This window comes from Burkholderia sp. 22088 (assembly GCF_052045915.1).
In the GTDB taxonomy this organism is placed as follows: Bacteria; Pseudomonadota; Gammaproteobacteria; order Burkholderiales; family Burkholderiaceae; genus Burkholderia; species Burkholderia cepacia.
On record NZ_JBQEPY010000006.1, the window covers coordinates 147,076 to 170,950 of the forward strand.

The following is a 23,875-nucleotide window of genomic DNA, read 5'->3' on the forward strand; positions in this document are numbered from 1 at the left end:
AATTGCAACCCCCAACAGACTTCGGCATCTCCACACCCTCTTCATCTAGATAAATTTCGTCTCTTTTTGGCTATTCTTCCATGAATTCAAGTTCGCATAAATCCAGTATTTTCCAAAAAAAATGGAATACCCTCAATCAGCTCTACAAGAGAATCACGAATCTCCACAATTTGCCCCACATTGATCATCCGTCACGACCACATCACGTTTTCGCCCATCGCCCCCGATCAATATTCGCGACGCTATGAACTGTGGCCCACTGAGACGACCAGCAACAGAAACCGACATTTGCTTCGTGTTTTAAAATTCTCGATATAGATCATTGCGCCTTACGTCCGCCTAAGCGCCTATTAGCACACAACCTCCCCTATCAAAATTCCCCAATCACGGGAACATTTAATTTCAAAATGAATACACCCACAACTCATCAAAAACAAATTCCGCGCTCAAAAAATCGGTCAATCTTTCAAAATCATCCAGCTCATCGGGCAATGAAAGACCGATTCCCTTTATCCCATCGATCTGAACAAATCCACACCATGCAATCTGAGTATCAGAATTTTTCAGCACGTCACCCACGGACATACCAGGCCAGAGTTTCCCGAGAAAATTTCCTCCGAAATTTCTGTTGCAAGCAAGACTTTCAATCCGCCCACTTTCTGGATCATGGTAGATCGTAATTGCACCACCATTGATTTTGACGGTGTTTTGATTGACTCGCTCTACCTCACACTCCGCACTCAACCTATCAACAACACCCTGAACTTCCTCGCCCAGTAAAATTCCACCCAGAGATTCCGCGGGAACAATTATATTATTCAGCATCTATATTCCTTATTTTGGAGAATTAGACAAATTCCCATCCACATACACAGGGCTATCGAAAATTCTGTCGAAATTCTGAAACTCAGATGGTCCAATTCGCCCTTGAACTTCCCCATTTCGATACACCTTCCAATACTCACTCCCATGAACTCCGCCTCCAGGGTGGAAATCTAGAACATCTACGTCACCATTCCCGGTCGTTCGTGTGAACAATGTGTGAGAAGTCTTGGGGCTATTTTGATTTGTTATGCTCTTCGTAAACCCTTTATCCGTTAGAAACGACTCTACATCCTGAGGTTTTTTTCCAGTGAGCCGATCAACCCATCGCTCGGCAATATTATTCCTCTTGTTAAATGCCTTCGTACACGTCAACCCCCAAGGATCAATCCACGAGATGGGGTTGCGGGCATATTGATATAGATTGAATCCACCGGAGAGACCAATCGGATCTGGCGTAATGAAGCGCCCTACATCTGGATCGTAGTATCGAAACAGGTTGTAATGCAGCCCCGTCTCTCGATCCAGATATTCCCCTTGGAAACGCAAATTCTGCGACCGTGGCGCACGGACAGACACAGGTGCCGTCTCCTGCACCTCGCCCCATGCAGGCGTCGACCGCTGCGGCGCCCGCGCAACCCACTCCTCCTGCACCGCATTGCCCCAAACCTTGTAGCGGGCCTGCCAGACCAGATCTCCACCTGCGTCGGTTAACTCCTCCGGCAGCCCCGAAACATCGTTGTGGAAATAGTAAACCGCATCCCTCGCATCAGCATCGTTAGCCGCCGGCTTGCCCTGATCGATCCGTGCAAGCGGCACATAGCTATTAGCCTCATACAAATACGTCAGCGCTTCCTCGCCCTGACGGTCGTGATACGTCTCCTGCACCAACCGCATGCCATCCCACAGGAAATCCGTACTCGCATAACTGCCATTGAGCTTCCGAATCCGCCGACCAAACGCGTCGTATTCGAAATGCGTCGTCGCGATCCCCAGCCGGTCCTTCGTCACGACGGTCTTCAACTGGTTCCAGTCGTCGTATTCAAGCGCCAGCTCTTTAGCCGGCCCATGACCACTCACCTTGCGAACCAGCCGACCATAAACGTCATACTCGAAGCGCTTGTCCTCGAACATCTTGAGCCGGTTGTGCTCGACGTAGCCACCCGGGTGATCACTCGACACCAGGTTAGCCGCCGCATCCCAGCGAAACACTTCCGACGGCAATCCCGGCCCCGCCGCCTGCTCAATACGACCAGTCGGGTCATACCGATAGTTCGTCGTGCCGTAACGCTGATCGCGCTTCTGGATCACGTCGCCCGCTGCATCGTATTGCCACTGCTTGGCAAGCAGATCATCAGCCGCATGGCCACGCTGCGCAGCGTGCCGCGCACGACGGCCTACCGCGTCATATCCGAAATGACTGGTCAGCTTGCCCTGCGTTCGCAGCACCTCGCGATGCAGATCATCGCGTTCCATGTCGGCGACCGCAGCACCGTCAACGCGAATCTGGTGCACATGTCCCGACCCGTAATGCAGCCAGTCGATCGTGCGCTCGCCGGAGATCGTGGTGCTGACGCGATTGCCGAGTTCATCATAGGTATGCGCGAGCCAGCCGGTCGGCGTGTATTCCTCGACGACCTCACCGCGTGCGCCGTATTTCAAGCTGACCCGATTCTTCAGCGACGGGCCGCGAGCAGCCATCGTGTACAACTCGGCGGATGTGATTCGGCTCGCCTTGTCGTACAGATATTCACATCGCTCATGCGCAGCTTGCTTCGCCGTCAGCCGACCGATCGCGTCGCGCTCGTATCGCGTCTCGATCTGCCCATCCCGGACACTCGTGCCTTGGCCGCACACGTCATATTCGTACGTACGCTTGTGACCATCCAGTCCGATCTGCGCAGAAACCAGATCGCGACGGTCATACTGGAAGCGATACGTCTCGCGATTCTCGTTGGTCAAACTCGCCAACCGGAACGCATCGTCGTACCCGAATCGCACGACACGATCAGCCGCATCCGTACGTGATACCAGCAATCCCCGCGGATTGAGTTCATAACGCGTGCTGCGCTGATTCGCATCAACGACCTCGACGAGCCGCCCGGCCGCATCGTATCGAAACATCTGGCGCGCGCCGTCAGCCGTTCCGATCCCCGTGACACGTCCCATCGCATCCGTTTCATAGACGGTGGACTGGCCCATCGCGTCGGTCACGCGCGCAAGCGTACCTCGCGCATCGTATGCAAACCGCGTGACCTTGCCTGAACAATCCGTGTACGAGGTCAACTGCGCGCGGCCATTCCATTCGAGGAACTTGTAACCACCCCGCGCATCGCGGATCGTGTGTACCAACCCGCATTCATCCCGGTGATACTCGGTCGCAAAGCCCGCCGGATCGCGCGTCATCGTCAGGTTGCCGCGATCGTCGTAGCGGTAGATCCAGCGCGAGTTGGCCGGATCGGTTTCCGCGACGGGCAGGTCGTAGTGCCCATTCCATTCGGTGCGCTCAACCTGACCGAGTGCGTCTATGCGCTGCGTCTGCCGCCCGCGCTCGTCATATTCGAAGCGGGTCGTGTTCCCTGCCGGATCAGTCGTACTGACCAACTGCCGCTTCGCGTTCCACTCCAACCGCCACACATGACCTTCGGCATCCGTATGACTCGTCGGCTGCTGATCCTCGTTCCACGTCCACTGCGTCACGCGGCCGATCTGGTCGGTAATCGTCACCGTGCGCCCGGCGAGGTCCGCATTGAACGTATACGCTTCGCCGTCGTTGGTCCAGTGGCGCACGACACGTGCACCGCGCCCAACACCCTCCCACGCATAGAAACACTGCAAGCCGCCGCGCAACGTGTGCTGAACCATCAGTCCACGCTCGTACGCGAAACGTCGCGCGATATAGCCGCTGCGATCAGTAACGGCAACCAGCTCGCCAGCATCGTTGTACGCGTAACGCACCAGCGTGTCGGGTTGCTCACCGTCCACGCCACGCGTCAGCTCGATCGCGGCGATGCGTCGAGGGTGCGACTTGTCGTAGGCGAACGCCACGACGCGACCAGCGCTGTCATGCAGTCGTGCCGGCCGCACGACCTCACCGGCCGCTTCCTGCTCCACCTCGATCCAGTTACCGTTGCGATCCTCGAGACGCCACAGCTTGAGCGTCTCGTCACCCGCATCGCTCCGGGCACGACCGAAATCGCGATACACACCATCGACCGTCTCGACCACATAGTGGCCACCCTCGGTGCAGATCAGGTAAATGCCTTCAGGCACGCTGAAGTGACTCTCACCCGGCGACACAGCCGGGAACACGATATCGCGCCCCTGCTCGTCCCAGTAAGTGATCGACTGAACCTCGCCGTGTTCACGCGCGAGCCGCAGTTCGACGCTGATCGGCACGCTCCATCCCGTCCCGAACAGGCTGTCGGCACGATCATCGAGGCTGCTATAGAAACGCTGCCACACGATCGGCAACGGCCCGGGCAGTACGAAGTCGGTATCGTCCGTGCCGTCGAGAACCTTGCTGCCGGTAATGACGTTGACCGGATGCCCTGCCGACGGCCTCGCCAGGCTACCCAGCCAGGTACCGAACGCACCCGCCGCAAAATTCACCGCAAGACACGGCACCTTGCTCTTCAGGAACTGCCCCCAGCTCATCTTCCCGCGCCCGCAAACCGCGAGCGCAATACCCAGCGCCGCCCCCAGCCATCCGAGCCGGGTAGCCGACTTCACGTCCCTCACCCGCTGCGTGCCGCCACCGATGAAAACGTTGTCCGAACCTTCGGCAATCGTCCCGTCGCAAGTGGTCTTGTCCCCGACCCGCGCGGCCGGTTGATCGTTGATGTAAACACTCCCCGACCCATCGGCAATCATCTGCGGCCCGGGATGATCGGTACACGCAACGGTATCGAGATCGCCCGGCTTCGCCGCCCGCGCCGCCTTCTTGTTGTTGACGTAAACGTTCCCCGATCCGCTTGCGATCTTGCCCTTGATCTCGGGCGGCACCATCGAATTGGCCAGCGCCTTCGCGCCGTCGTCGATGGCTTCGTTCATCCCGCTCGCTTCCATCAGCGCGCCCGAGCCAACGGCCACGCCGACGCCGATCGCGATCACGAGCGGCGTCGCCAGCCCGGCCGTGCCGATCTCGAGCGCGGCGAGGCCGGCGAATATCAGCCCCTCCATCGCCTCCGCCACCAATGCCCCGACGATGGCGCCGCCGACTACCGATCCGACCGTACCGACCAGTTCACCCAGAAACGACGTGTGCTGGATCGGATCTTCGAAGCGAGCGGCCGCGAAGTTTTCCGCGCTCACGACGCGTCACCCGGCCCGAGCAGGGTCGGTCGCGCCGCGCGCGGCTGGAAACTGGCCAGCATGCGGTCGGCGATCGCCTGCTGCTCGTCGGTCAGCGGTGCCGCGCTGGTCAACGTCATCACCAGCACGCGGCCGGCGTCGTCCGACGGAAACATGGTCTGCACCTGATGCCAGAGCCGGCCGTCCCGTTCGTGCGTGGAGTCGATCTGGACGCCCGCACGACCCGCCACCGTCACGGGCCGGCGTGCTTTCTCGGTCAGCATCCTGGCATCGCGCGACGCCACTTCCCATTCGCGCGCGACGAACGCGTCGAGATTCTCCCCGTCACGCAAGCGCCCGCGAGCGATCACGAGATTGAGGCCGCCGGGGCCGGCGTTCATCATCAGGATGTTGACCGTACGATCAAGCGCCGCGTCCGGCAGTTCAAAAGTGCCTTCGTGAATTGCGTAGTGCATGGCTGGTTTCGTTCGTTTTATTTGTTGAGATCGATGCGCTTGCCGTTGACCATCACGCCGTCGTCGGTCATCAGGATCACGGAGCCCTTGTGTTCGAGGCGAATGCCTTCCGGCGCAAGCGAGATCGAGCTGTCCATCACCTTCAGCAGGATGCCTCGCTCGGCCATGTAAACCTGCGTGCCGCCGCCCCCGTCCTTGGCCGGCGTCGTCACCTCGACGGTGGTCGCGGTCGTGCTGCGCTTCTCGGCGATCGTCTCGGTCAGGTTGCCCTGCGGAATCTGCTTCTCTTCGCTGCCGGTGGCCACCAGCACGGTACGCATCGGCCCCAGCACCTTGTGCGTCTCGTTGTTCTCGACGACGGTGTTCATGTCCTTCTGCGCGTGCATGAAGAATTCCTGCATGCCGTTCGTGTCGGTCATGCGGATCTCGTTCGACCCCTGCCCCTTGTGCGTCTGGCTCTTGATCCCCATCGTCTGGCCCGCCGCACCGTGATACGGGTTGCCTTGCTCGCCGTTGAACACGCGGCCGACGATCACCGGGTTGTCCGGATCGCCCTGGTTGAACGCGACGAGCACCTCCTGCTTGATCCGCGGAATCGCGGCCGCACCCCAGCCGTCGCCGGCCCACGGTTGCGACACGCGCACCCACATCGAATCGGATCCGTCCTTCTTGCCGCGCCTGTCCCACGGAAAATGCACCTTCACCGCGCTGCCGTTCGTGTAGATTTCCTCGCCCTTCGGCCCGACGACGATCGCCGACTGCGTGCCGTGAATCACCGGCTTCGGCGTGCCGCGCGGCGCGCGATACGGCACCTTCTTCGGCAGCAGCGCGAAGCTGTTGCGGTAAGGCAGCTTCGCGCTGTGCTGCGTGTAGTCGTTCACCGCCTCGTGACGCACGTGCAGGATCACGTATTCCTGGTTGTTCTCGAGCACCGGGTGATTCGCCACGGTGACGGCGCCCGCCGTGGTCATGCGCCACGCGTAGCCGCCGCCGGTATAGCGGTGGGCCTGCGCCTCCTCGGCCTCCATCGCAAAACGGGCGTAGCGGTTGCCGTCATCGCCGTGGTCGTACAGCGACTGATGCTCGAACCGCTCGGTCGCGTCGAGCCGCGCATGCTTGAGGTTCTGCGGCCCGGCCTCCACCAGCATCAGCGGCGACGACGGGTTCTGGTGGTTGAAGTCGCGGAACGTGACCTTGCCGACGCCAAAGCGCCGGCCTTCGTGCAACTGGTCGATCCCGCTGTCCTCGCTCGCCTCGGTGGCCGCGAACGGCACCGTGGCGAGCCCGTCGATCGGGCGGAACAGCAGGTTCGAATCGCCGATCACCAGGAAGTGCTTGTCCTTCTCGTAGCGGTGCGTCCAGACGAGCCCCTCCTGCTCCATCAGCCGCGCGCAGAAGTTGTAGTAGCTCTCCTGGTACATCACGACATACTCGAGCGGCTTCTGGCTCGTCCGGATATCGAACACGAAGTCGGAAAACCCGTGCTCCTGGAAGATCTCGGTAAGGATGTCCTGCGCGGTCTTGTTCTGGAAGATCCGGCAGTCGGTCGAGCGCGTCAGGAACCAGAACCACGGCACCGCCGTCAGGTGATACTGCGTGACGTTCCCTGGGTTGCCCGCGCGGTCGAACGACGCCACGTAGCCGTCGAAGTAGCGGTCGTTGTCGCCGGTACCCGATGCGACGACGCGCTCGAGCGTCGACAGGCGCGCCTGCTGGTCGAACCGGATCTTGACCTGCTGGCCGATCAGGTCTTCCGGGCGCAGGTCGTGGCGATGGGACAGCAGGTCGAGGTGGATCTCGGGCAACCGGTTCACGTGCTCGTCGACGACGGCGGCGCTGACCAGCAGCACATCCGGGCCGAGCGGCGTATCGAGCGTCACGTAGCGGTTGAGCTGGGTCAGGCGCGCGGGGTTGGCGGCGCCGTTGATCGCCTCGGCGATCGCGCCGGGCGTCTTGTCCATCAGCGAGAAGCCGGTCTGCGCGAGCTGCATCGCGCGCTGGACGGTGTCGACGTGGCCGGCCAGCCCCGCGAGCGGGCCGAGGCTGCCGGCGACACTCGACGCAACCGGGCCGGCCAGGCCGCCGAGCGCGCTCAACGAGCCCAGCCCGCCGCCGCCCAAACCATTGGGAATACCCCCGTTCGGAGCGAAACTCATTCTTGTTCCTTGCGTATGATCTCAGGTTCCGTAGGCCGGCTGGCCGGCCCGAAGCCCCGATAATGTAGGACAAATTCCGACAGCGCGGAAGCCACTCGCAAACGTTTACGCTCGCGCCCCGAAAATCGGGAAACCAGGCTGGCAGCGGGATTCCGGGGCAGGATCGCCCTCGGCGCACCCATGGCGAGGAAGTATTCAAGGAGCCGGCGGGGGCGATTTCGTCCGGGCAGGTGAAAGCCCCGGCTCGAATGCGTCGAGCAACGCCATCCGGTCGTCGAAGACTGCTTCACCCGGTAATGCGCCACGTCAGCATGTCAGGGGCATGACGATCGGCTGCTCGCGGGGAGCGAACCCCCGGCATTCCGCGGCACGCGCCGCGTCGCCCCACCGAAACGAAGCCTCAGCGCGGCGAAACCACGATCGCCGCCCGCCGGTTCTGCGCGCGGCCCGCCGGTGTCCGGTTGTCGCCCACCGGGTCGAGCTTCCCTTTCCCGACGACCGCGATACGCTTCGGGTCCAGCCCGAGATCGACGAGTTCGATCGCCACCACCTCGGCACGCCGACGCGACAACTCGACGTCGTAGTCGTCCACGCCCTCTTCGTCCGTATAACCGTAGACCCGCACCCCGTTGATCCCGGCCGAATGGAGCGTGCGCCCGATCCGCTCGACGATCCGCCGCACATCGGGCTTGAGGTTGTAGCGATCGAAATCGAACAGGATCGGCCCGGTCGAGCCGAATTCGAAACCCTGCTGGGTTTCCTGGAAACCGGCCGACTTGAGCGCCGTGACCTGCGTCTGCGTCAACCCGCGATGAAGCGGCGGCGTCTTGCAGCCGCCCAGCGCCATGCACAGCAGCAGCGCGCCCCAGACGCACGTACGCCCGATGCCCACAGGAAACGAGTGGTTCATTTCGCATCCCCTTCGAGTGCGCCCGCGCCGGACGCGCTTGTTGTCATCCGCGGCTGCGGCCTCGCCCGCAGCGCGAAGCAATCGATCAAACCGGTCCCGCGACACCTTCGGCCAGCTGCCACGAGCCTGGCCGGGCGCGCTTGGCCCGGTACATCGCTGCATCCGCCGCGCGCAGCAAACCGCTCGCGTCCGATGCGTGGTCGGGATACAGCGCTACGCCGGCACTCATCATGGTGGCCACCATGCGGCCGTCGGACAGCTCGATCGACGGCGCCATGCCGGACAATATCTCGTCGGCGATCCGGCACACGCTGCCCGCTTCGGGCACGCCCGCCAGCATCACCGCAAATTCGTCGCCGCCGAGGCGGGCGACCAGATCGGTCTCGCGCACCTGCGTGCGCAGCCGCGACGCGACGCCGATCAGCACCGCGTCGCCGGCATCGTGACCGAGACAATCGTTGATCTCCTTGAAGCGGTCGCAGTCGAGATACAGGATCGCGACTCGCTGGCCCGTCGCATTCGCATCGCCGAGCGCGCGCGCCAGGCGCGACTCGAACTGCACGCGATTGGGCAGCCCGGTGAGCGCATCGTGCGTCGCCTTGTGTTCGAGCGACGCGTTTTCGTCGCGCAGCGTGTTCTGCCAGTCTTCGAATTCGTCGAGCAGCGCATTGAAGTCGTCGCCGAGCTCGTTCAGTTCCGCGATCGCCGCCGGCTCGACGCGCCGCGCGAATGCCCGTTCGCGCCGCACCGCGTGCGCGACGCCGGCGAGCGCACGCAGCGGCGCGACGATGTTGCGCAGCAGGCGCTTCGAGCTCACATACGCGCCGAACACGCTGACAGCCAGGCAGCCGAGAATGCCGCCGATGCCGCCGAGCAGGAAGCCGAAGAACTGGTGCCCGCGGCCGCGCACGACGACCTGCCCGACGACGATGCCGTCATGCACGACCGGCACCGCGACGGGCCCGGGCAGCGCGACGTCGGCCACGATGCGTTCGAGCCGCGCGATCCCGTTGCCGGCCGGCAACTGCCACGTCGCGAACGGCTGGCCGTTGCTGTCGATGACGACGACCTGCGCGACGTCTTCCTCGCTCGCGATCATCCCGATCGCCTCGTTCGCCGCGACGCGATCGCCGAACACGAGCGCCGCCTCGACCGTATAACCGAGCGAGCGGGCCAGCAGGTTCAGGTTGTTGCCGGCATACGCACGCAACGCGATCACGGCGACGACGATCAACGACACGGCCGCCATCGCGACGGCGACGAACGCGAGGCGCAGGTGCGCGCGGCGCAGCACGCTTTGCAGCGTGGGGCGCGGCATGCGCGAAGGGGGCAGGTGGAGCAAGGGCCGCATCATGGCGCCCCCGGCCGTCGTGCGAGATTCAGCACGTTCGGATGCACGCGCACGCCGCTGCGCGCCACCGCATCGAGATTGATGTCGAACGACACGCGATCGCCGTCGACATTGAGACAGAACATGCCGCCCGCGGTGCAGGACGGATCGTGCTCCGCGATCGTCAGGACCGGATGGCCGGCCAGCGCGCTTCTGACGCGCGTTCTCTCGTCGTTGTTCAAGGTGCCGAGATACACGACGTCGCACGCGATGCCGAGCGACGGATCGTCGAAGCGGACGTGCTGCACGTCGAGCAGCGTCGAGCCGGCCTGCAGCGTATCGGTCAGGCCGCGCGCGTAGTCGGGGCGGCCGGTGACGCACAGGTGCAGACGAACGGGCATGGTCGGCCAGCGCGTGAAGCTGACGATGCCGAGCACGACCTGACGCACGGCGGAGTCGTGTGACAAAACGACGTGATCGGGTGTCGCCGCGGAATCGGCAGGGCTTGCGGCGGCGGCGATGTGCATGGTGTCGGGCAGACTGTCCGCGTCGGCGGGAACCCCCGCGAGCACGGCCGGCGCCGCCCCCAGAACGCAAACGATTGCGAGAAGTGCGTGGCGCAGGGAAGCGGTACGGCCGGGCCGGCCCGTCTTCCGCGCGGCGATCGCCGCCGCGCACGTTGGCGTCGTTGCCGTCGCAAAACCGGCAGCCGCCGCGCACACTTTCGCATCCATGATGGCAACATCCGCTGGCGTCGCTCCGGCGCTGCCTCCCGCCTCCCTCCGTGCGCGAGCAGGCACCGTATCACGCGCACGATTGCTTCATCTTAGGTAAAAATCCGCGTGATCCACCAGTGGGAAACACCCGCTGGGAAGCGGGGCAAGCACGCTGAATGCGGCTTGCTCGCGACGCTGCGCGTGACTGCGAACATCGTCTTCGATTCAGCGTCGGCGCCGCAGCATTGATCGGCGGATTGGCGCACCGGTTGCATTGTGGATTGCCTCGGTACGAACGGACCGGCCGCAACGGGATGTCTTGCGATGCGCCGTTCGCAATGGCGTAGCGAGCACGCGACGCACGCGGCCGGGCATTCCCTCGAACGCGGGCCGTCGCATCCGGTGACGGCCCGCTGCCGAGAAAGCCACTGACGTAGAATGGCCGGCACCGTCGATTCCTCCGACGAAACTGCACGTCATCTCACCTCGCTGATTCCAATGAACCTCATCGCCAGGATTTTCGGCGCGCGGCCACCGTCCACGGCGCCCTCGCACACGGTCTACTTGCAGCAAGGCCAGGCGATGCCGCTCGCCGACGCGCTGCAGAAGATCGCCGCGAGCCGCGACGTTGCGCTGCTCACGCAGGCGATCGGTCATTACTCGGGCTATGTTCGCGAAGCGGCGATCGCCCGCGCGGTCGAGCTTGGCGACAGCGCGCTGCTCGAACCGATTGCCGCACGCATCAACGACTGGGTGCCCGAAGTGCGGCGCGCCGCGACGAACGCACTCGTCACACTGCTCGCGACCGTGCCGCCCAGGTCCTTCGCCGCACTGCTTCCGTCGTTGCGCCAGCTCACGTCGGCCACGCGCGAAGATCACGGTCCATGGCTGCACGCATTCGAACAGCGGCTGGTGCAGACAGGCGGCGTCGATACGATCGTCGACGCGATGCACGCCCCGGACTTCCAGCTCCGGCGCATCGCTTGCCTCGTGGCATTCGATCACCGGATCCTGCCGGCTGCCGAACTGGTCACGCACGGCCTGACCTCCGGCGACATCGTGCTCGCCCGACGGGCGGTGGCGATGCTCGACGACGTGCCGGCAAGCGACCGCATGCGCTGCATCGATCTCGCGGCCGACTCCCCGTTCGGCCCGGTTCGCCGCGCCGCACTCGCTTACATGATCGACCAAGGCATCGACGACGGCACCGAGGCATTCCTGTGGCGGTCAACGCTCGATTCGCAAAGCAGCTTGCGCGCCGCGGCGGCCCGGTTGCTCACCGAACTCGGCCGGAATGTCGCGGACCGCTGCGTTGCGCTGCTCGATACGGGCACGTTGTCCGGTACCCGGGTTCGGGCGGCGCTGTCGTTGCTCGCCGAACTGCGCGCGCCCGCCGCGATAGCGACGATGGAGCGGTTCTCGACGGATGCGCGCAGCCCGGTTCGTGCGCACGCACTCGTGCTGCTGGCTCGGCTGTCGCCATCGATCCGGGACGAGGTGGCCGCGCGCGCACTGCTGGACCCCGCCCGCAGGATTCGCAAAACCGCGGTGCGCCTGTGCGAGCAAGGTGCATTCGTCTCGCTCGCGCAAATCGAACAGGTGCTCGAGCGATACGGCGATCGCCATGCCGCACGTGCGATCTGCTCACGGGATCAGTGGGACAGTCTCGTGTGCATCGTGCTGATTGCCGCGCGCAATGAGCAACCGGACGATCCGGACGACGCGCTGGCGCGCGACCTGCAAACGTGGCTGCGCAATCCCGTCTCGATGTGGACGCGCCCCGGCGCGGCGCAGCGCGCGATGCTCGACACGCCGCAAGCAACACGCCTGCTGGCGACGGTTGCACGCGATCATCGCGAGGAGCTGCGCACCCGGCTCCTGGAACACGGAATCGAGATCTGACGCGCGAGCGGCCGACAACTCGCAGCCCGCAACACGCCCCGCGCCGCGCCGCGCCGTCGCGAGTATGCTTGCAGTTCGAACGAATTCCCGTTCGGGCGAAACAACCGCCACGATCTCGCGCTCGCCCGGCTAACCGTCACTCACCACCACCCATGGACTTCGACGTCATCGTTCTCGGCGCCGGCATCGTCGGCGTCTCCGTCGCACTGCACCTGCAGGATCGCGGACGCAAGGTCGCCCTCGTCGATCGCGGCGCGCCCGGCGAAGGCACGAGCTTCGGCAACGCGGGGCTGATCGAGCGCTCGTCGGTCGAGCCGTATCCGTTCCCGCGCAGCCCGTTCACGCTGATGCGCTACGCGCTGAACCGCTCGACCGATCTCTACTGGCACAGCGCGTCGCTGCCCGCGTTCGCGCCGTGGCTCGCGCGTTTCTGGTGGGAATCGGCGCCGCTGCGCCACGCGGCAGCTTCACGCGACATGCTGCCGCTGATCGAACGCTGCATCGTCGAGCACGACGCGCTGATCGCACGGGCCGGTGCCGGCGAACTGATCCGCGCGAACGGCTGGCTGGAAGCGTTCCGCACGCCCGCCGCATTCGAACGCGGCGTGGCCGAGGCCGGCCTTACCGCGCGCCGCCACGGGCTCGGCATCACGCCGCTCGATGCCGCCGCGCTGCTCGCGCACGAACCGAGCCTCGCCCCCGGTTTCTGCGGCGCGTTGCACTGGCTCGATCCGAAAAGCGTCGTCGATCCGGCCGCGCTCGTCAAAGCGTATGCGCATCTGTTCGTGCAAGGCGGCGGCACGCTGCTGACCGGCGACGCCGCGAGCCTCGACGCACTCTCGCCCGGCTGGCAAGTGAACACGCAGGACGGCACGGCCGCCGCGCCGGCTGTCGTCGTCGCGCTCGGCCCGTGGTCCGAGACGGTGTTCGGCAAGTTCGGCTACAAGATCCCGCTGCGCGAGAAGCGCGGCTATCACATGCATTACGCGCCGTCCGCGCGCGGCGTGCCGTCGGCGCCGATCGTCGATCGCGAATACGGCTACGTGATTGCACCGATGAAGCGCGGGCTGCGGCTGACGACCGGCGTCGAGATCGCGCGCCGCCGCGTGCCGCCGACCGGCGTGCAGCTCGAACGGGCGGAACGCGTCGCGCGCCCCGTGTTCGGTTTCGGCGAGCGGCTCGACCCGCAACCGTGGCTCGGCTTCCGGCCGTGCACGCCCGACATGCGCCCGGTGATCGGCCCCGCGCCCGCGCATCGCGGGCTGTGGTTCGCGTTCGGGCACAACCATCACGGGCTGACGCTCGGCCCCGTCACGGGCCGCCTGCTGGCCGAGATGATGACGGGCGAAGCGCCGTTCACCGATCCGGCGCCGTATCGCGCGGATCGCTTCTGACCGCGCAGCGCATCGACGCGCGCTCAGTCGAGCGCGCGCCCGAAGATGCGGATCACTTCGTCGAGGTGCTCGGCCATCGCGCGGCGCGCGGCGTCCGGGTCGCGCGCGCGGATCGCATCGAGGATCGCGCGGTGCTCCAGTTCCGATCGGTGCGGCATGTCGTTCGGCATGTACAGCGACTGCAGCCGCTGGAACATCAGGTCGTACTTGTGCGCGAGCAACTGCTTGATCATCAGCGCATACGCGGCGTTGTCGCTCGCTTCCGCGATGCGGATATGAAACAGCCGGTCGCCCGGATGCGTGAGCGAACCGCTGCGGTTGTCTTCCTGGTTGCGCAGGAACGCCTCGTGGATGCCTTCGATCTGCTCGTCGGAGCCGTGCTTCGCGGCAAGTGACGCGGCTTCCGGCTCGATCAGCCGGCGCGCCTGCAACAGCGCGAACGGCGGGATTTCGGTATCGAGATCGAGTGCGATGCCGAGTTCGGGATCGATCTCGATGACCGTGAACGGCGCGGCCTTCGCTGCCAGGTCGGGCGCGGGTTCGGGTGCGGCGGCCGTTTCGGGGTGGCGCACCTTCACGCCGTCGCCGACGCGCACGCTGACGAGCCCGCTCACTTCGAGCGCGATCAGCGCTTCACGCACGGACGTGCGCGACACGCCGAACTGTTCGGCCAGTTCGCGCTCGGGCGGCAGGTAGCTGCCCGGCGGAAAATCGCCGGACTCGATCATCGCACTGAGCTTGTCGGCGATCTGCTGGTACAGGCGGCGGTTCTGGATCGGCTGGATGGACATACGTTGATGCTGGTGATCGGTTGCATTTCGGACGGCCCGGCGAAGCGCACGGGTCGTTCGCGCCTATTCTATATGCCGCGCTTCGCGTCGCCCGGCACCGCGTAACAACGCGCCGCCGTCCCGCCCCACAGCGCGCTGCGCTCGGCCGCCGACAGCCGCGATTCGGCCCAGCGCTCGACGATCGATGCGACTTCGTCATACGACGCGGCCAGCAGGCACACCGGCCAGTCCGAACCGAACATCAGCCGCTGCGGGCCGAACGCGTCGAGCGCCGCGTCGAGGCACTGCTCGATATGCCGGACGTCCTTCCCGCGCAGGCCGCGCTTCCAGTCCGCTTCCGTCACGAGCCCCGACAGCTTGCACGCGACGTGCGGCAGCGCGCCCAGCTCGCGCAACGCGGCGCGCCAGCGCGCGAGCGCCGATTCGTCGCGCTCGAATTCGGCCAGCGCGGGCTTGCCGGCGTGATCGAGCACGAGCCAGTGCGCGTCGTGCCGTGCGCAGAACGCCTGCACGTCCGGCAACTGGCGCTCGAACACGAGCACGTCGTACACGTAACCGTTCGCCTGCAGCCACGCGATGCCGCGGTTGAAGCCGGGATCGGCGACGAATGCGCCGGCGTCGGCTTCGTCCTGCACCTGGTGCCGGAAGCCGCGCAGCTTCGGGCTGCGCCATTCGGCGACGCGCTCGGCAAGCTGCGGCGCGGCGAGATCCTCCCAGCCGACCACCGCCGCGATGTGCGCGTCGTCGCGGGCGAGATCGAGCAGGAACGCGGTCTCGTCGCGCCCGGCGCGCGCCTGCACCGCGATCGATGCGCCGAGCGCCTGCGCATGCATCAGCGCCCGCAACGCGTCGGGCAGGTAGTCGCGCGCGAGCACCTCCATGCCTGGGCCGATCCACGGATAGTCGGCCGCGCGATAACGCCAGAAGTGCTGATGGGAATCGATACGCACTGCGCCCATGGTGTCCTCGTGTTCTGCTCCGCCCGCCCGCGCCGCCGCACACGCTATGCGCCGCGCGCGGCGGCGCCGTGGCACGGCGTTCAGTCGTACAGCACCGCCGCGATCTTCGGATCGTCGATATTGGTCTTGTCGTACCAGTAGAAACCGGTATCGATGACCTTCGGCAGCTTCTCGCCCTTGATCGCCTTCACGGCCGCCTCGACCGTCTTGTAGCCGATCCCGATCGGGTTCTGCGTGATCGCGCCGGCCATCAGCCCGCTGCGGATCGCGTCCTTCTGCTGCTTGCCCGAATCGTAGCCGACGATCACGACCTTGCGCTTCATTTCACGCACGCCGTTGACCACGCCGATCGCCGAGCCTTCGTTGGTGCCGAACAGCCCCTTGAGCTTCGGGTACCCCTGCAGGATCGACTTCGTCACCTCGGTCGACTTCAGCTGGTCGCCTTCGCCGTACTGCACGGTCACGACCTGCACCTTCGGGTGCGCCGCTTTCATCCGCTCGAGAAAACCGTCGCGGCGGTCGATGCCGGTGCGGCTCGTCTGGTCGTGCGCGACCACGGCCACTTCGCCCTCGTCGCCGATCAGCGCGGCGAGCTTGTCGGCGGCCAGCGCGGCGGCGGCCTTGTTGTTGGTCGCGGCGGTCGTCACCGGGATGTCGCTGTCGACGCCCGAGTCGAATGCGATCACCGGAATCTTCTCGGCCTGCGCCTTCTTCAGGAGCGGCAGCGCGGCCTTGCTGTCGAGTGCCGCGAAGCCGAGCGCGGCCGGCTTCTTCGCGATCGCGGCCGACAGCATGTCGATCTGCTTGTCGACCATCGCCTCGGTTTCGGGCCCTTCGAACGTCACCTTCACCTTGTAGTCCTTCGCGGCCTGCGTCGCGCCCGATTTCACGGCCTGCCAGAACTGATGCTGGAAGCCCTTCGAGATCAGCGGGATGTAGGCTTCCTGCGCGTGCGCACCGGCCGTGACGCCGACGGCGAACGTCAGCCCGACGATCGCGTTCAACACCTTGCTCCTGATCACTTCGCGTCTCCTTTTTTCGTATCGACTGGAACGACTGGAACGCCGGCCGGAACCGGCGGTGAAGCACATGCCTGCGTGCATACGTGTGTCAGCGGCGCCGCCGGCGCAGGATGTCGACGTAGACGGCCAGGATGATGATCACGCCCGTCACGACCGTCTGCCATTCCTGCGCGACCGACATGATGCGCAGGCCGTTGGTCAGCACGCTCATGATGAACGCGCCGATGATGGTGCCGACGATGCTGCCCGCGCCGCCCGACAGCGACGTGCCGCCGATCACGACGGCCGCGATCGCATCGAGCTCGTAACCCTGCCCGAGCGCCGGCTGCGCGGAGTTCAGCCGCGACGCGATCAGCAGCCCGGCGATCCCGCACACCGCGCCGCTGAACGTGTAGACGGCGATCTTCCACGCATCGACGTTCACGCCGGACAGCCGCAACGCCTCCTCGTTGCTGCCGAGCGCGAACGTGTAACGGCCGAAGATCGTGCGGTTCAGCACGATCGATGCGCCGATCGCGACGAGGAACAGGATCAGCACCGCATTCGGGATCGGCAGCGCCGGAATCAGGTTGCCGATCAGCGAATCCTGCGCGATCGACGTGAAGCCCGGCGTGTCGTTGAAGTAGATCGGCCGCGTGCCCGAAATCACCAGCGACAGCCCCTTGAGCAGCATCATCATGCCGAGCGTCGCGATGAACGGCGGCACCTTCATCTTCGCGATCACGAAGCCCGATACGCAACCCGACAGCGCGCCGAAAAACAGCGCCGCCAGGATCCCGAGCGGCAGCGGCATGCCCCACTTCGTCAGCACGACGCCGGCCATCACCGCGCAGAACGTCATCAGCGTGCCGACCGACAGGTCGATGCCCGACGTGATGATCACGTAGGTGCACGCGACCGCCAGCACGCCGTTCACGGCGGTGGCCTGCAGGATCGTGACGAGGTTGTCGACTTCGAGGAAGTTCGGCGACGCGAAGCTGAAGAACACGATCAGCAGCACGAGGCTCGCGAGCGCGAGCAGCTTCTGGCGCGCGGCGGGGTTGAAGAAGCGCGACTTCAGGCTCGATGCGCCGGCAGGCGTATCGGCGGACGCAAGGGGCGGAACGGGATGCGTATCGTTGGACATGATCGGATAGGCGTATGGATCGGCGTCTGAATCAGGACAACACGGTCGACTCGCGCTGCGTCGCGAGCTGCATGATCTTTTCCTGCGTGGCGTCGGCCGCGCGCAGCTCGCCGGTCACGCGCCCCTCGCACATTACGAGAATCCGGTGGCTCATGCGCAGCACCTCGGGCAGTTCCGACGAGATCATCACGATCGCCTTGCCGTCGGCGGCCAGCGCGTCGAGCAGCTTGTAGATCTCGCTCTTCGCGCCGACGTCGATGCCGCGCGTCGGCTCGTCGAAGAACAGGATGTCGCAGTCGCGCAGCAGCCACTTCGCGATCACGATTTTCTGCTGGTTGCCGCCCGACAAAAGGCGCGCGGGCTGCGCGACCGACGGCGTGCGGATCGCGAGCTGCCGCACATACGCGTGTGCGGTGTCGCGCATCGCGCGCGCGTCGAGAAACACGCCACGGCGCACGAAACGACGCATGCTCGACATGGCGATGTTGTTCTGCACGTCCATCCCGACCGCGAGCCCGAAGTGCTTGCGATCCTCGGACAGATAGCCGATGCCGTGCTTCACCGCATCAGCCGGCGTGCGGATCGTCACGGTCTTGCCGTGCACGCGGATCTCGCCGGCGTCGATCGGGTCGGCGCCGAACACCGCGCGCGCGACTTCGGTGCGGCCCGCGCCCATCAGCCCCGCGAAGCCGAGGATCTCGCCGCGCCGCAGCGTGAAGCCGACGTCGCGGATCGCGCGGCCGCGCGACAGCCCGCGCACTTCGAGCGCGACGTCGTTCGCGGACGTATCGGGCGGCGTGCGGAATTCCGTCGCGAGCTGGCGGCCGACCATCATCGCGATGATCGCGTCCATCGACGTATCCGCCATCGGCACGGTCGCGACGTACTTGCCGTCGCGCATCACGGTCACGCGATCGGCGATCTGGCGCAGCTCGTCCATCTTGTGCGAGATATAGACGATGCCGACACCGTTCGCGCGCAGGTCGCGGATGATGCGAAACAGCTCGGCGATCTCCGCGTTGTTGAGCGCGGCGGTCGGCTCGTCCATGATCAGCACGCGCGAGTCGAACGACAGCGCCTTCGCGATCTCGACCATCTGCTGCTTCGCAACCGTCAGCCGGCCGACCGGCGTGCGCGGGTCGAGATCGAGCCGCATCCGCTGGAAGATCGCGGCGGCATCGCGATTCAGCGTGTCTTCGTCGACGAACACGCCGAAGCGGCCGCGCGGCTCGCGGCCGATGAAGATGTTCTGCGCGACGCTCAGGTGGTTCATCAGGTTCAGTTCCTGATGGATGATGCCGATCCCGAGCGCCTGCGCGGCGCGCGGATCGGCGATCTCCACCGCATGGCCGTCCATCCGGATCTCGCCGTCGTCGCGCTGGTACACGCCCGCGAGGATCTTCATCAGCGTCGACTTGCCGGCGCCGTTCTCGCCCATCAGCGCATGCACTTCGCCGGCACGCAGGTCGAAACGGCAATCGTCGAGCGCCTGCACGCCCGGGAAGCGCTTGCCGATGCCGGTCAATGCGATCAGCGGCGGCGCGGCAGTCAGGTTCGGGTCGGATTGCATGGAGCGCTGCCCTCAGCTGATCGCACGGTCGAGATGCGTATAACCGCCGTCGACGAACAGCCACTGGCCCGTCGTGTGCGATGCGCGTGCCGACAGCAGGAATACAGCCGTGTCGGCAATCTCGTCGGCCGTCGTGAAGCGTTTGCCGAGCGGCACCTTGCCCGCGATGCCCGCCAGCTTCGCGTCGGGATCGTCGAAACCGGCGAGCCAGTTGCGGTAAAGCGGCGTCATCACCTCGGCCGGAATCACCGCGTTCACGCGCACGCCTTCGTCGCGCAACGCGACGGCCCATTCGCGTGTCAGCGCGAGTTGCGCGCCCTTCGACGCGCAATAGCCGCTCGTGTTGCCCTGGCCGGTCACGGCCGTCTTCGACGAGAGGTTGACGATCGCGCCGCGCGTCGCCTTCAGGTACGGCACGCAGTAGTGCGCCATCACGTAGTAGTGGATCAGGTTGCGCTCGAGCGACGCGACGAACGCATCGCGACCGGCATCGAGCCCGACGCCGTCGTTGACGCCCGCGTTGTTGACGAGGCCGTCGAGACGACCGAAGCGCGCGACGGTCTGCGCAACCGCGTCGCGGCACTGTGCGTCGTCCTGCAACTCGACCGACATGCACGCGGCCTGCGGCTGCTTCTGCACGAGTGCGCGCCAGAACGCATCGTCGGGCGCGTGGCGCGCGAACACCACCGGGATCGCGCCTTCTTCGGCAAGCCGCGTCGAGATCGCGGCACCGATGCCCGACGCGCCGCCGGTCACGATCACGACCTTGTGTTGCAGATTCAGATCCACTTCGCGTCTCCGTCGTTCATGTTGTCGGCACGCTCAACGCGTGTCAGCCCCGGAACCGGTATTGCTCCAGCGATTCGGGCTTCATCTCGATCGAGAAACCGGGTGCCGTCGGCGGCATGTAGGCCGCGCCGCGCACGATGCACGGTTCGACGAAATGCTCGTGCAGGTGATCGACGTACTCCGTCACGCGCCCTTCCTTCGTGCCGGAAATGCACACGTAGTCGATCATCGACAGATGCTGCACGTATTCGCACAACCCGACGCCGCCTGCATGCGGGCAGACGGGCAGCCCGTACTTCGCGGCCATCAGCATCACCGCGAGAATTTCGTTCACACCGCCGAGCCGGCACGCATCGATCTGCACGACGTCGATCGCGCCGCGCGCGATGAACTGCTTGAACAGGACGCGGTTCTGGCACATCTCGCCGGTCGCGACCTGCACGGGCGCAATCGCTTCGCGGATCGTGCGATGCCCTTCGACATCGTCGGGGCTCGTCGGCTCCTCGATGAACCACGGCCGCGCGAACGCCAGCTCGCGCACCCAGTCGATCGCCTCGTCCACTTCCCACACCTGGTTCGCGTCGATCATCAGCTTGCGGTCCGGGCCGATCACTTCGCGCGCGATCGTCACGCGGCGGATATCGTCTTCCAGGTTCGCGCCGACTTTCAGCTTCACGTGGTCGAACCCGGCTTCGACGGCTTCGCGGCACAGCCGCCGCAACTTGTCGTCGCTGTAGCCGAGCCAGCCGGCCGACGTCGTGTAGCACGGGTAGCCGTCGCGCTCGAGAATCGCGATCCGTTCGGCCTTGCCCGGCGCCTGCCCGCGCAGCAGGTCGAGCGCTTCGTCCGGCTTCAGGCAGTCCGTCAGGTAGCGGAAGTCGATCGCGCGCACCAGTTCCTCGGGGCTCAGGTCGGCAACGAGCCGCCATAGCGGCTTGCGTTCGGCTTTCGCCCACAGATCCCACACCGCGTTGACGACGGCCCCCGTCGCCAGATGAATCGCCCCCTTGTCGGGGCCGATCCAGCGCAACTGGCTGTCCGACGTGACGTGCCGCCAGAAGCGGCCCATGTCCGCGCGAATCCAGTCGAGGTCGAGGCCGACGACGAGGTGACGCATCGCGTCGATCGCCGCGCAGCAGATCTCGTTGCCGCGCCCGATGGTGAACGTGAGGCCGTGACCTTCGAGCCCGTCGCGGTCGGTTTCGAGCACGACGTATGCGGCCGAATAATCGGGGTCCGGGTTCATCGCATCGGAGCCGTCGAGCTGGCGCGAGGTCGGGAAGCGCACGTCGAGGACGCGCATCGATCGAATGATAGGCATGACGAATCGTCCGCGAAAGGGAATCAGGCCTGCACGGTGCGCTGGCGTTGCTCGCCGAGCCCGTCGATACCGAGCGTGATCACCTGCCCGGCGCGCAGATAGACGGGCGGCTTCTGCCCGAGGCCGACACCCGGCGGCGTGCCGGTCGAGATCACGTCGCCCGGCTGCAGGCTCATGAAGCGGCTCAGGTAGCTGATCAGGTGCGGCACGCGGAACACCATCGTCGCGGTCGTGCCGTTCTGGTAGCGATGGCCGTCGACGTCGAGCCACAGCCGCAGCGCATGCGGATCGGGCACTTCGTCGGCCGTCACGAGCCACGGGCCGAGCGGCCCGAACGTGTCGTTGCCCTTGCCCTTGTCCCACGTGCCGCCGCGTTCGAGCTGGAATTCACGCTCCGACACGTCGTTCACGACGCAGTAGCCCGCCACGTGCGACAGCGCGTCGGCTTCCGCGATATAACGACCGCCCTGGCCGATCACCACGCCGAGTTCGACCTCCCAGTCGGTCTTCTCCGAGCCGCGCGGAATCTCGACGTCGTCGTTCGGCCCCGAGATCGCGCTCGTCCACTTGCCGAACACGACGGGCTCCTTCGGCACTTCCATCCCCGATTCGGCCGCGTGGTCGGAATAGTTGAGCCCGATGCAGATGAACTTGCCGACGCGGCCGACGCACGCGCCGAGCCGCGGCGTGCCTTCGACCCGTGGCAGCGACGACGGCGGAATGTCGCGCAACCGCGCGAGCGAGGCCGGCGCCAGCGCATCGCCGGCGAGATCGTCGATCACGCCCGACAGGTCGCGGATGTGGCCTTGTGCATCGAGCAAGCCCGGTTTTTCATGGTGCTTGTCGCCAAATCTCAGCAGTTTCATATCGTCTTGAACGGAAATGGAAAGTAGCGGGGAAAGGCGCGGTCAGTTCGACCAGCCGCCGTCGATCAGGTGGATCGCGCCGGTCGTGAACGACGCTTCGTCGGACGCGAGATACAGCGCGAGCGCGGCCACTTCGTCCGCGGTGCCGATGCGGCCGATCGGCTGGCGCGCGACGAACGCCTGGCGCACCTCATCGGCCGACACGTCGCGCATGCGCGCCTGGTCGGCGATCCGCTGCTCCAGCGACGGCGATTCGATCGTGCCCGGGCAGATCGCGTTGCAGCGGATGCCGCGTTCGACGAAATCGGCGGCCACCGCCTTGGTCAGGCCAATCACGGCCGCCTTGGTCGTGCCGTAGACGAAGCGGTTCGGCACGCCCTTCACGCTCGACGCGGCCGACGCCATGTTGATGATCGACGCGCCGCCCGCTTCGAGCATCGCGGGCAGCAGCGCGCGAATCAGCCGGTACATCGACGTGACGTTCAGGTTCAGCGAGAACGCCCATGCGTCGTCGTCGCAGTCGAGGATCGAGCCGTGGTGAACATAGCCCGCGCAGTTGAACAGCACGTCGAACGCGCGCTCGTTCGCGGCAAGCGCCGCGACGTCCTGCGCATCGGTGACGTCGAGCCGCCGCGTGGCCAGCCGGCTGCCCGCGCGTTCGGCGTCGGCCTCGAGCCGCACGAGCGCGGCTTCGTTGATGTCGGTCGCCAGCACGTCGGCGCCCTCGCTCGCGAACCGCAGCGCGGTCGCGCGGCCGATACCCTGCCCGGCCGCCGTCACCAGCGCGCGTTTGCCCTGCAATCTCATGAGCGACTCTCCCGAAAAAAACCGGCCACCCGTCGGCCGATTGGCACAAAGGACTAAAGGTCCAACCAATCATAGGAGTCGACTTCGCGTTTGTCACGAAATCGGGATTCAGTATTTACCCGGGCGTGGAAATCGGGCGGTCGAGCAAGCACCCCGCATTCGATGACACGCGGGAGCCCGTCCCGGGATCCGCGCACTCCCAATACCGGCGGGCCATCCAGCCGTTTGTTCACGCATGCCCGGCGCGGCGCCGCGCCAAACTGGCGAAAAAGTCATGTTCGCGTCAGGGTCTCAACGGGATGCGCGCGCCATCATGACGTACCGGACTGCGCTACCGGTCCATCGCCACCCCGCCCGCGTTCGATCCCTGCGGGCACCTCCGTCCCCCGGCGATGGGCTCCGTGACTGGGCGAGCAGACACGGCGCGCAGGCCGATTTCCCGCCCCGGACTTCATGTCCGGGGCGTTTTTGTCTGTGGTTTTCCCAAGAAAATAAGCGTGGATTGTTTCTAAATCGGCAAAAGGTAATTTGAGCCAGACAGGATGTTTTTTCCGGTCACAGACGCTTACATTTAGCGCACCACTCATGGAAACCGCTACGGATTCGCCATCGGGTAGTGACATCC

The 23,875-nt window shown here is 65.3% G+C and carries 18 protein-coding genes; 2 read left to right on the forward strand and 16 right to left on the reverse strand.

The window, feature by feature from the left end:
- Positions 1 to 402 precede the first annotated feature (402 nt).
- The 7 genes from ACTJLD_RS13475 to ACTJLD_RS13505 all read right to left on the reverse strand — a co-directional run bounded on the left by ACTJLD_RS13475 (position 403) and on the right by ACTJLD_RS13505 (position 10,721).
- A complete protein-coding gene (locus tag ACTJLD_RS13475; protein WP_063808140.1) occupies positions 403 to 825 on the reverse strand; it encodes a hypothetical protein in 423 nt (140 codons plus the stop codon).
- Positions 826 to 834: 9 nt separating this feature from the next.
- A complete protein-coding gene (locus tag ACTJLD_RS13480) occupies positions 835 to 5,136 on the reverse strand; it encodes an RHS repeat-associated core domain-containing protein (protein WP_440658998.1) in 4,302 nt (1,433 codons plus the stop codon).
- Entirely contained in the window at positions 5,133 to 5,591 is a 459-nt protein-coding gene (locus ACTJLD_RS13485; protein WP_059497124.1) for a DcrB-related protein, read from the reverse strand. Before ACTJLD_RS13485 ends, ACTJLD_RS13480 begins: the two co-directional genes overlap by 4 nt.
- A gap of 17 nt (positions 5,592 to 5,608) precedes the next feature.
- The gene (locus ACTJLD_RS13490; RefSeq protein ID WP_059698369.1) at positions 5,609 to 7,747 is read right to left on the reverse strand and encodes a type VI secretion system Vgr family protein; all 2,139 of its coding nucleotides are present in this window, start codon (positions 7,745 to 7,747) and stop codon (positions 5,609 to 5,611) included.
- A gap of 400 nt (positions 7,748 to 8,147) precedes the next feature.
- The gene (locus tag ACTJLD_RS13495) at positions 8,148 to 8,657 is read right to left on the reverse strand and encodes an OmpA family protein (protein WP_048024871.1); all 510 of its coding nucleotides are present in this window, start codon (positions 8,655 to 8,657) and stop codon (positions 8,148 to 8,150) included.
- Between the two features lie 85 nt (positions 8,658 to 8,742).
- Positions 8,743 to 9,975, reverse strand: coding sequence for a diguanylate cyclase domain-containing protein (locus ACTJLD_RS13500; protein WP_440659147.1), 1,233 nt, complete (start codon positions 9,973 to 9,975; stop codon positions 8,743 to 8,745).
- A 32-nt stretch (positions 9,976 to 10,007) separates the two neighbouring features.
- Positions 10,008 to 10,721: a YfiR family protein gene (locus ACTJLD_RS13505; protein ID WP_440658999.1), complete on the reverse strand. Its 714-nt coding sequence runs from the start codon at positions 10,719 to 10,721 to the stop codon at positions 10,008 to 10,010.
- A 480-nt stretch (positions 10,722 to 11,201) separates the two neighbouring features.
- Between ACTJLD_RS13505 and ACTJLD_RS13510 the strand changes: the two genes are divergently transcribed.
- Both ACTJLD_RS13510 and ACTJLD_RS13515 read left to right on the forward strand, forming a co-directional pair.
- Complete coding sequence (locus tag ACTJLD_RS13510; RefSeq protein WP_440659000.1) at positions 11,202 to 12,605, forward strand: hypothetical protein; 1,404 nt, start codon at positions 11,202 to 11,204, stop codon at positions 12,603 to 12,605.
- Between the two features lie 152 nt (positions 12,606 to 12,757).
- Entirely contained in the window at positions 12,758 to 13,999 is a 1,242-nt protein-coding gene (locus ACTJLD_RS13515; RefSeq protein ID WP_440659001.1) for an NAD(P)/FAD-dependent oxidoreductase, read from the forward strand.
- Between the two features lie 23 nt (positions 14,000 to 14,022).
- Here the strand turns inward: ACTJLD_RS13515 and ACTJLD_RS13520 are convergent, their stop codons facing one another.
- The 9 genes from ACTJLD_RS13520 to ACTJLD_RS13560 form a co-directional block, all read right to left on the reverse strand.
- Entirely contained in the window at positions 14,023 to 14,790 is a 768-nt protein-coding gene (locus tag ACTJLD_RS13520) for a FadR/GntR family transcriptional regulator (RefSeq protein ID WP_027789687.1), read from the reverse strand.
- A gap of 68 nt (positions 14,791 to 14,858) precedes the next feature.
- The gene (locus tag ACTJLD_RS13525; RefSeq protein ID WP_440659002.1) at positions 14,859 to 15,749 is read right to left on the reverse strand and encodes an amidohydrolase family protein; all 891 of its coding nucleotides are present in this window, start codon (positions 15,747 to 15,749) and stop codon (positions 14,859 to 14,861) included.
- An 80-nt stretch (positions 15,750 to 15,829) separates the two neighbouring features.
- Complete coding sequence (locus ACTJLD_RS13530) at positions 15,830 to 16,771, reverse strand: ABC transporter substrate-binding protein (protein ID WP_021161439.1); 942 nt, start codon at positions 16,769 to 16,771, stop codon at positions 15,830 to 15,832.
- A gap of 88 nt (positions 16,772 to 16,859) precedes the next feature.
- Entirely contained in the window at positions 16,860 to 17,897 is a 1,038-nt protein-coding gene (locus tag ACTJLD_RS13535; protein WP_440659004.1) for an ABC transporter permease, read from the reverse strand.
- A 31-nt stretch (positions 17,898 to 17,928) separates the two neighbouring features.
- On the reverse strand, positions 17,929 to 19,467 hold the full coding sequence (locus ACTJLD_RS13540; protein ID WP_440659005.1) for a sugar ABC transporter ATP-binding protein: 1,539 nt from the start codon (positions 19,465 to 19,467) through the stop codon (positions 17,929 to 17,931).
- Positions 19,468 to 19,479: 12 nt separating this feature from the next.
- The gene (locus tag ACTJLD_RS13545) at positions 19,480 to 20,256 is read right to left on the reverse strand and encodes an SDR family oxidoreductase (protein WP_222213081.1); all 777 of its coding nucleotides are present in this window, start codon (positions 20,254 to 20,256) and stop codon (positions 19,480 to 19,482) included.
- A gap of 43 nt (positions 20,257 to 20,299) precedes the next feature.
- On the reverse strand, positions 20,300 to 21,577 hold the full coding sequence (locus ACTJLD_RS13550; RefSeq protein WP_124919575.1) for an L-fuconate dehydratase: 1,278 nt from the start codon (positions 21,575 to 21,577) through the stop codon (positions 20,300 to 20,302).
- A gap of 23 nt (positions 21,578 to 21,600) precedes the next feature.
- Positions 21,601 to 22,443: an ureidoglycolate lyase gene (locus tag ACTJLD_RS13555; protein ID WP_027789693.1), complete on the reverse strand. Its 843-nt coding sequence runs from the start codon at positions 22,441 to 22,443 to the stop codon at positions 21,601 to 21,603.
- Positions 22,444 to 22,485: 42 nt separating this feature from the next.
- The gene (locus ACTJLD_RS13560) at positions 22,486 to 23,250 is read right to left on the reverse strand and encodes an SDR family oxidoreductase (protein WP_021161445.1); all 765 of its coding nucleotides are present in this window, start codon (positions 23,248 to 23,250) and stop codon (positions 22,486 to 22,488) included.
- Positions 23,251 to 23,875 lie beyond the last annotated feature (625 nt).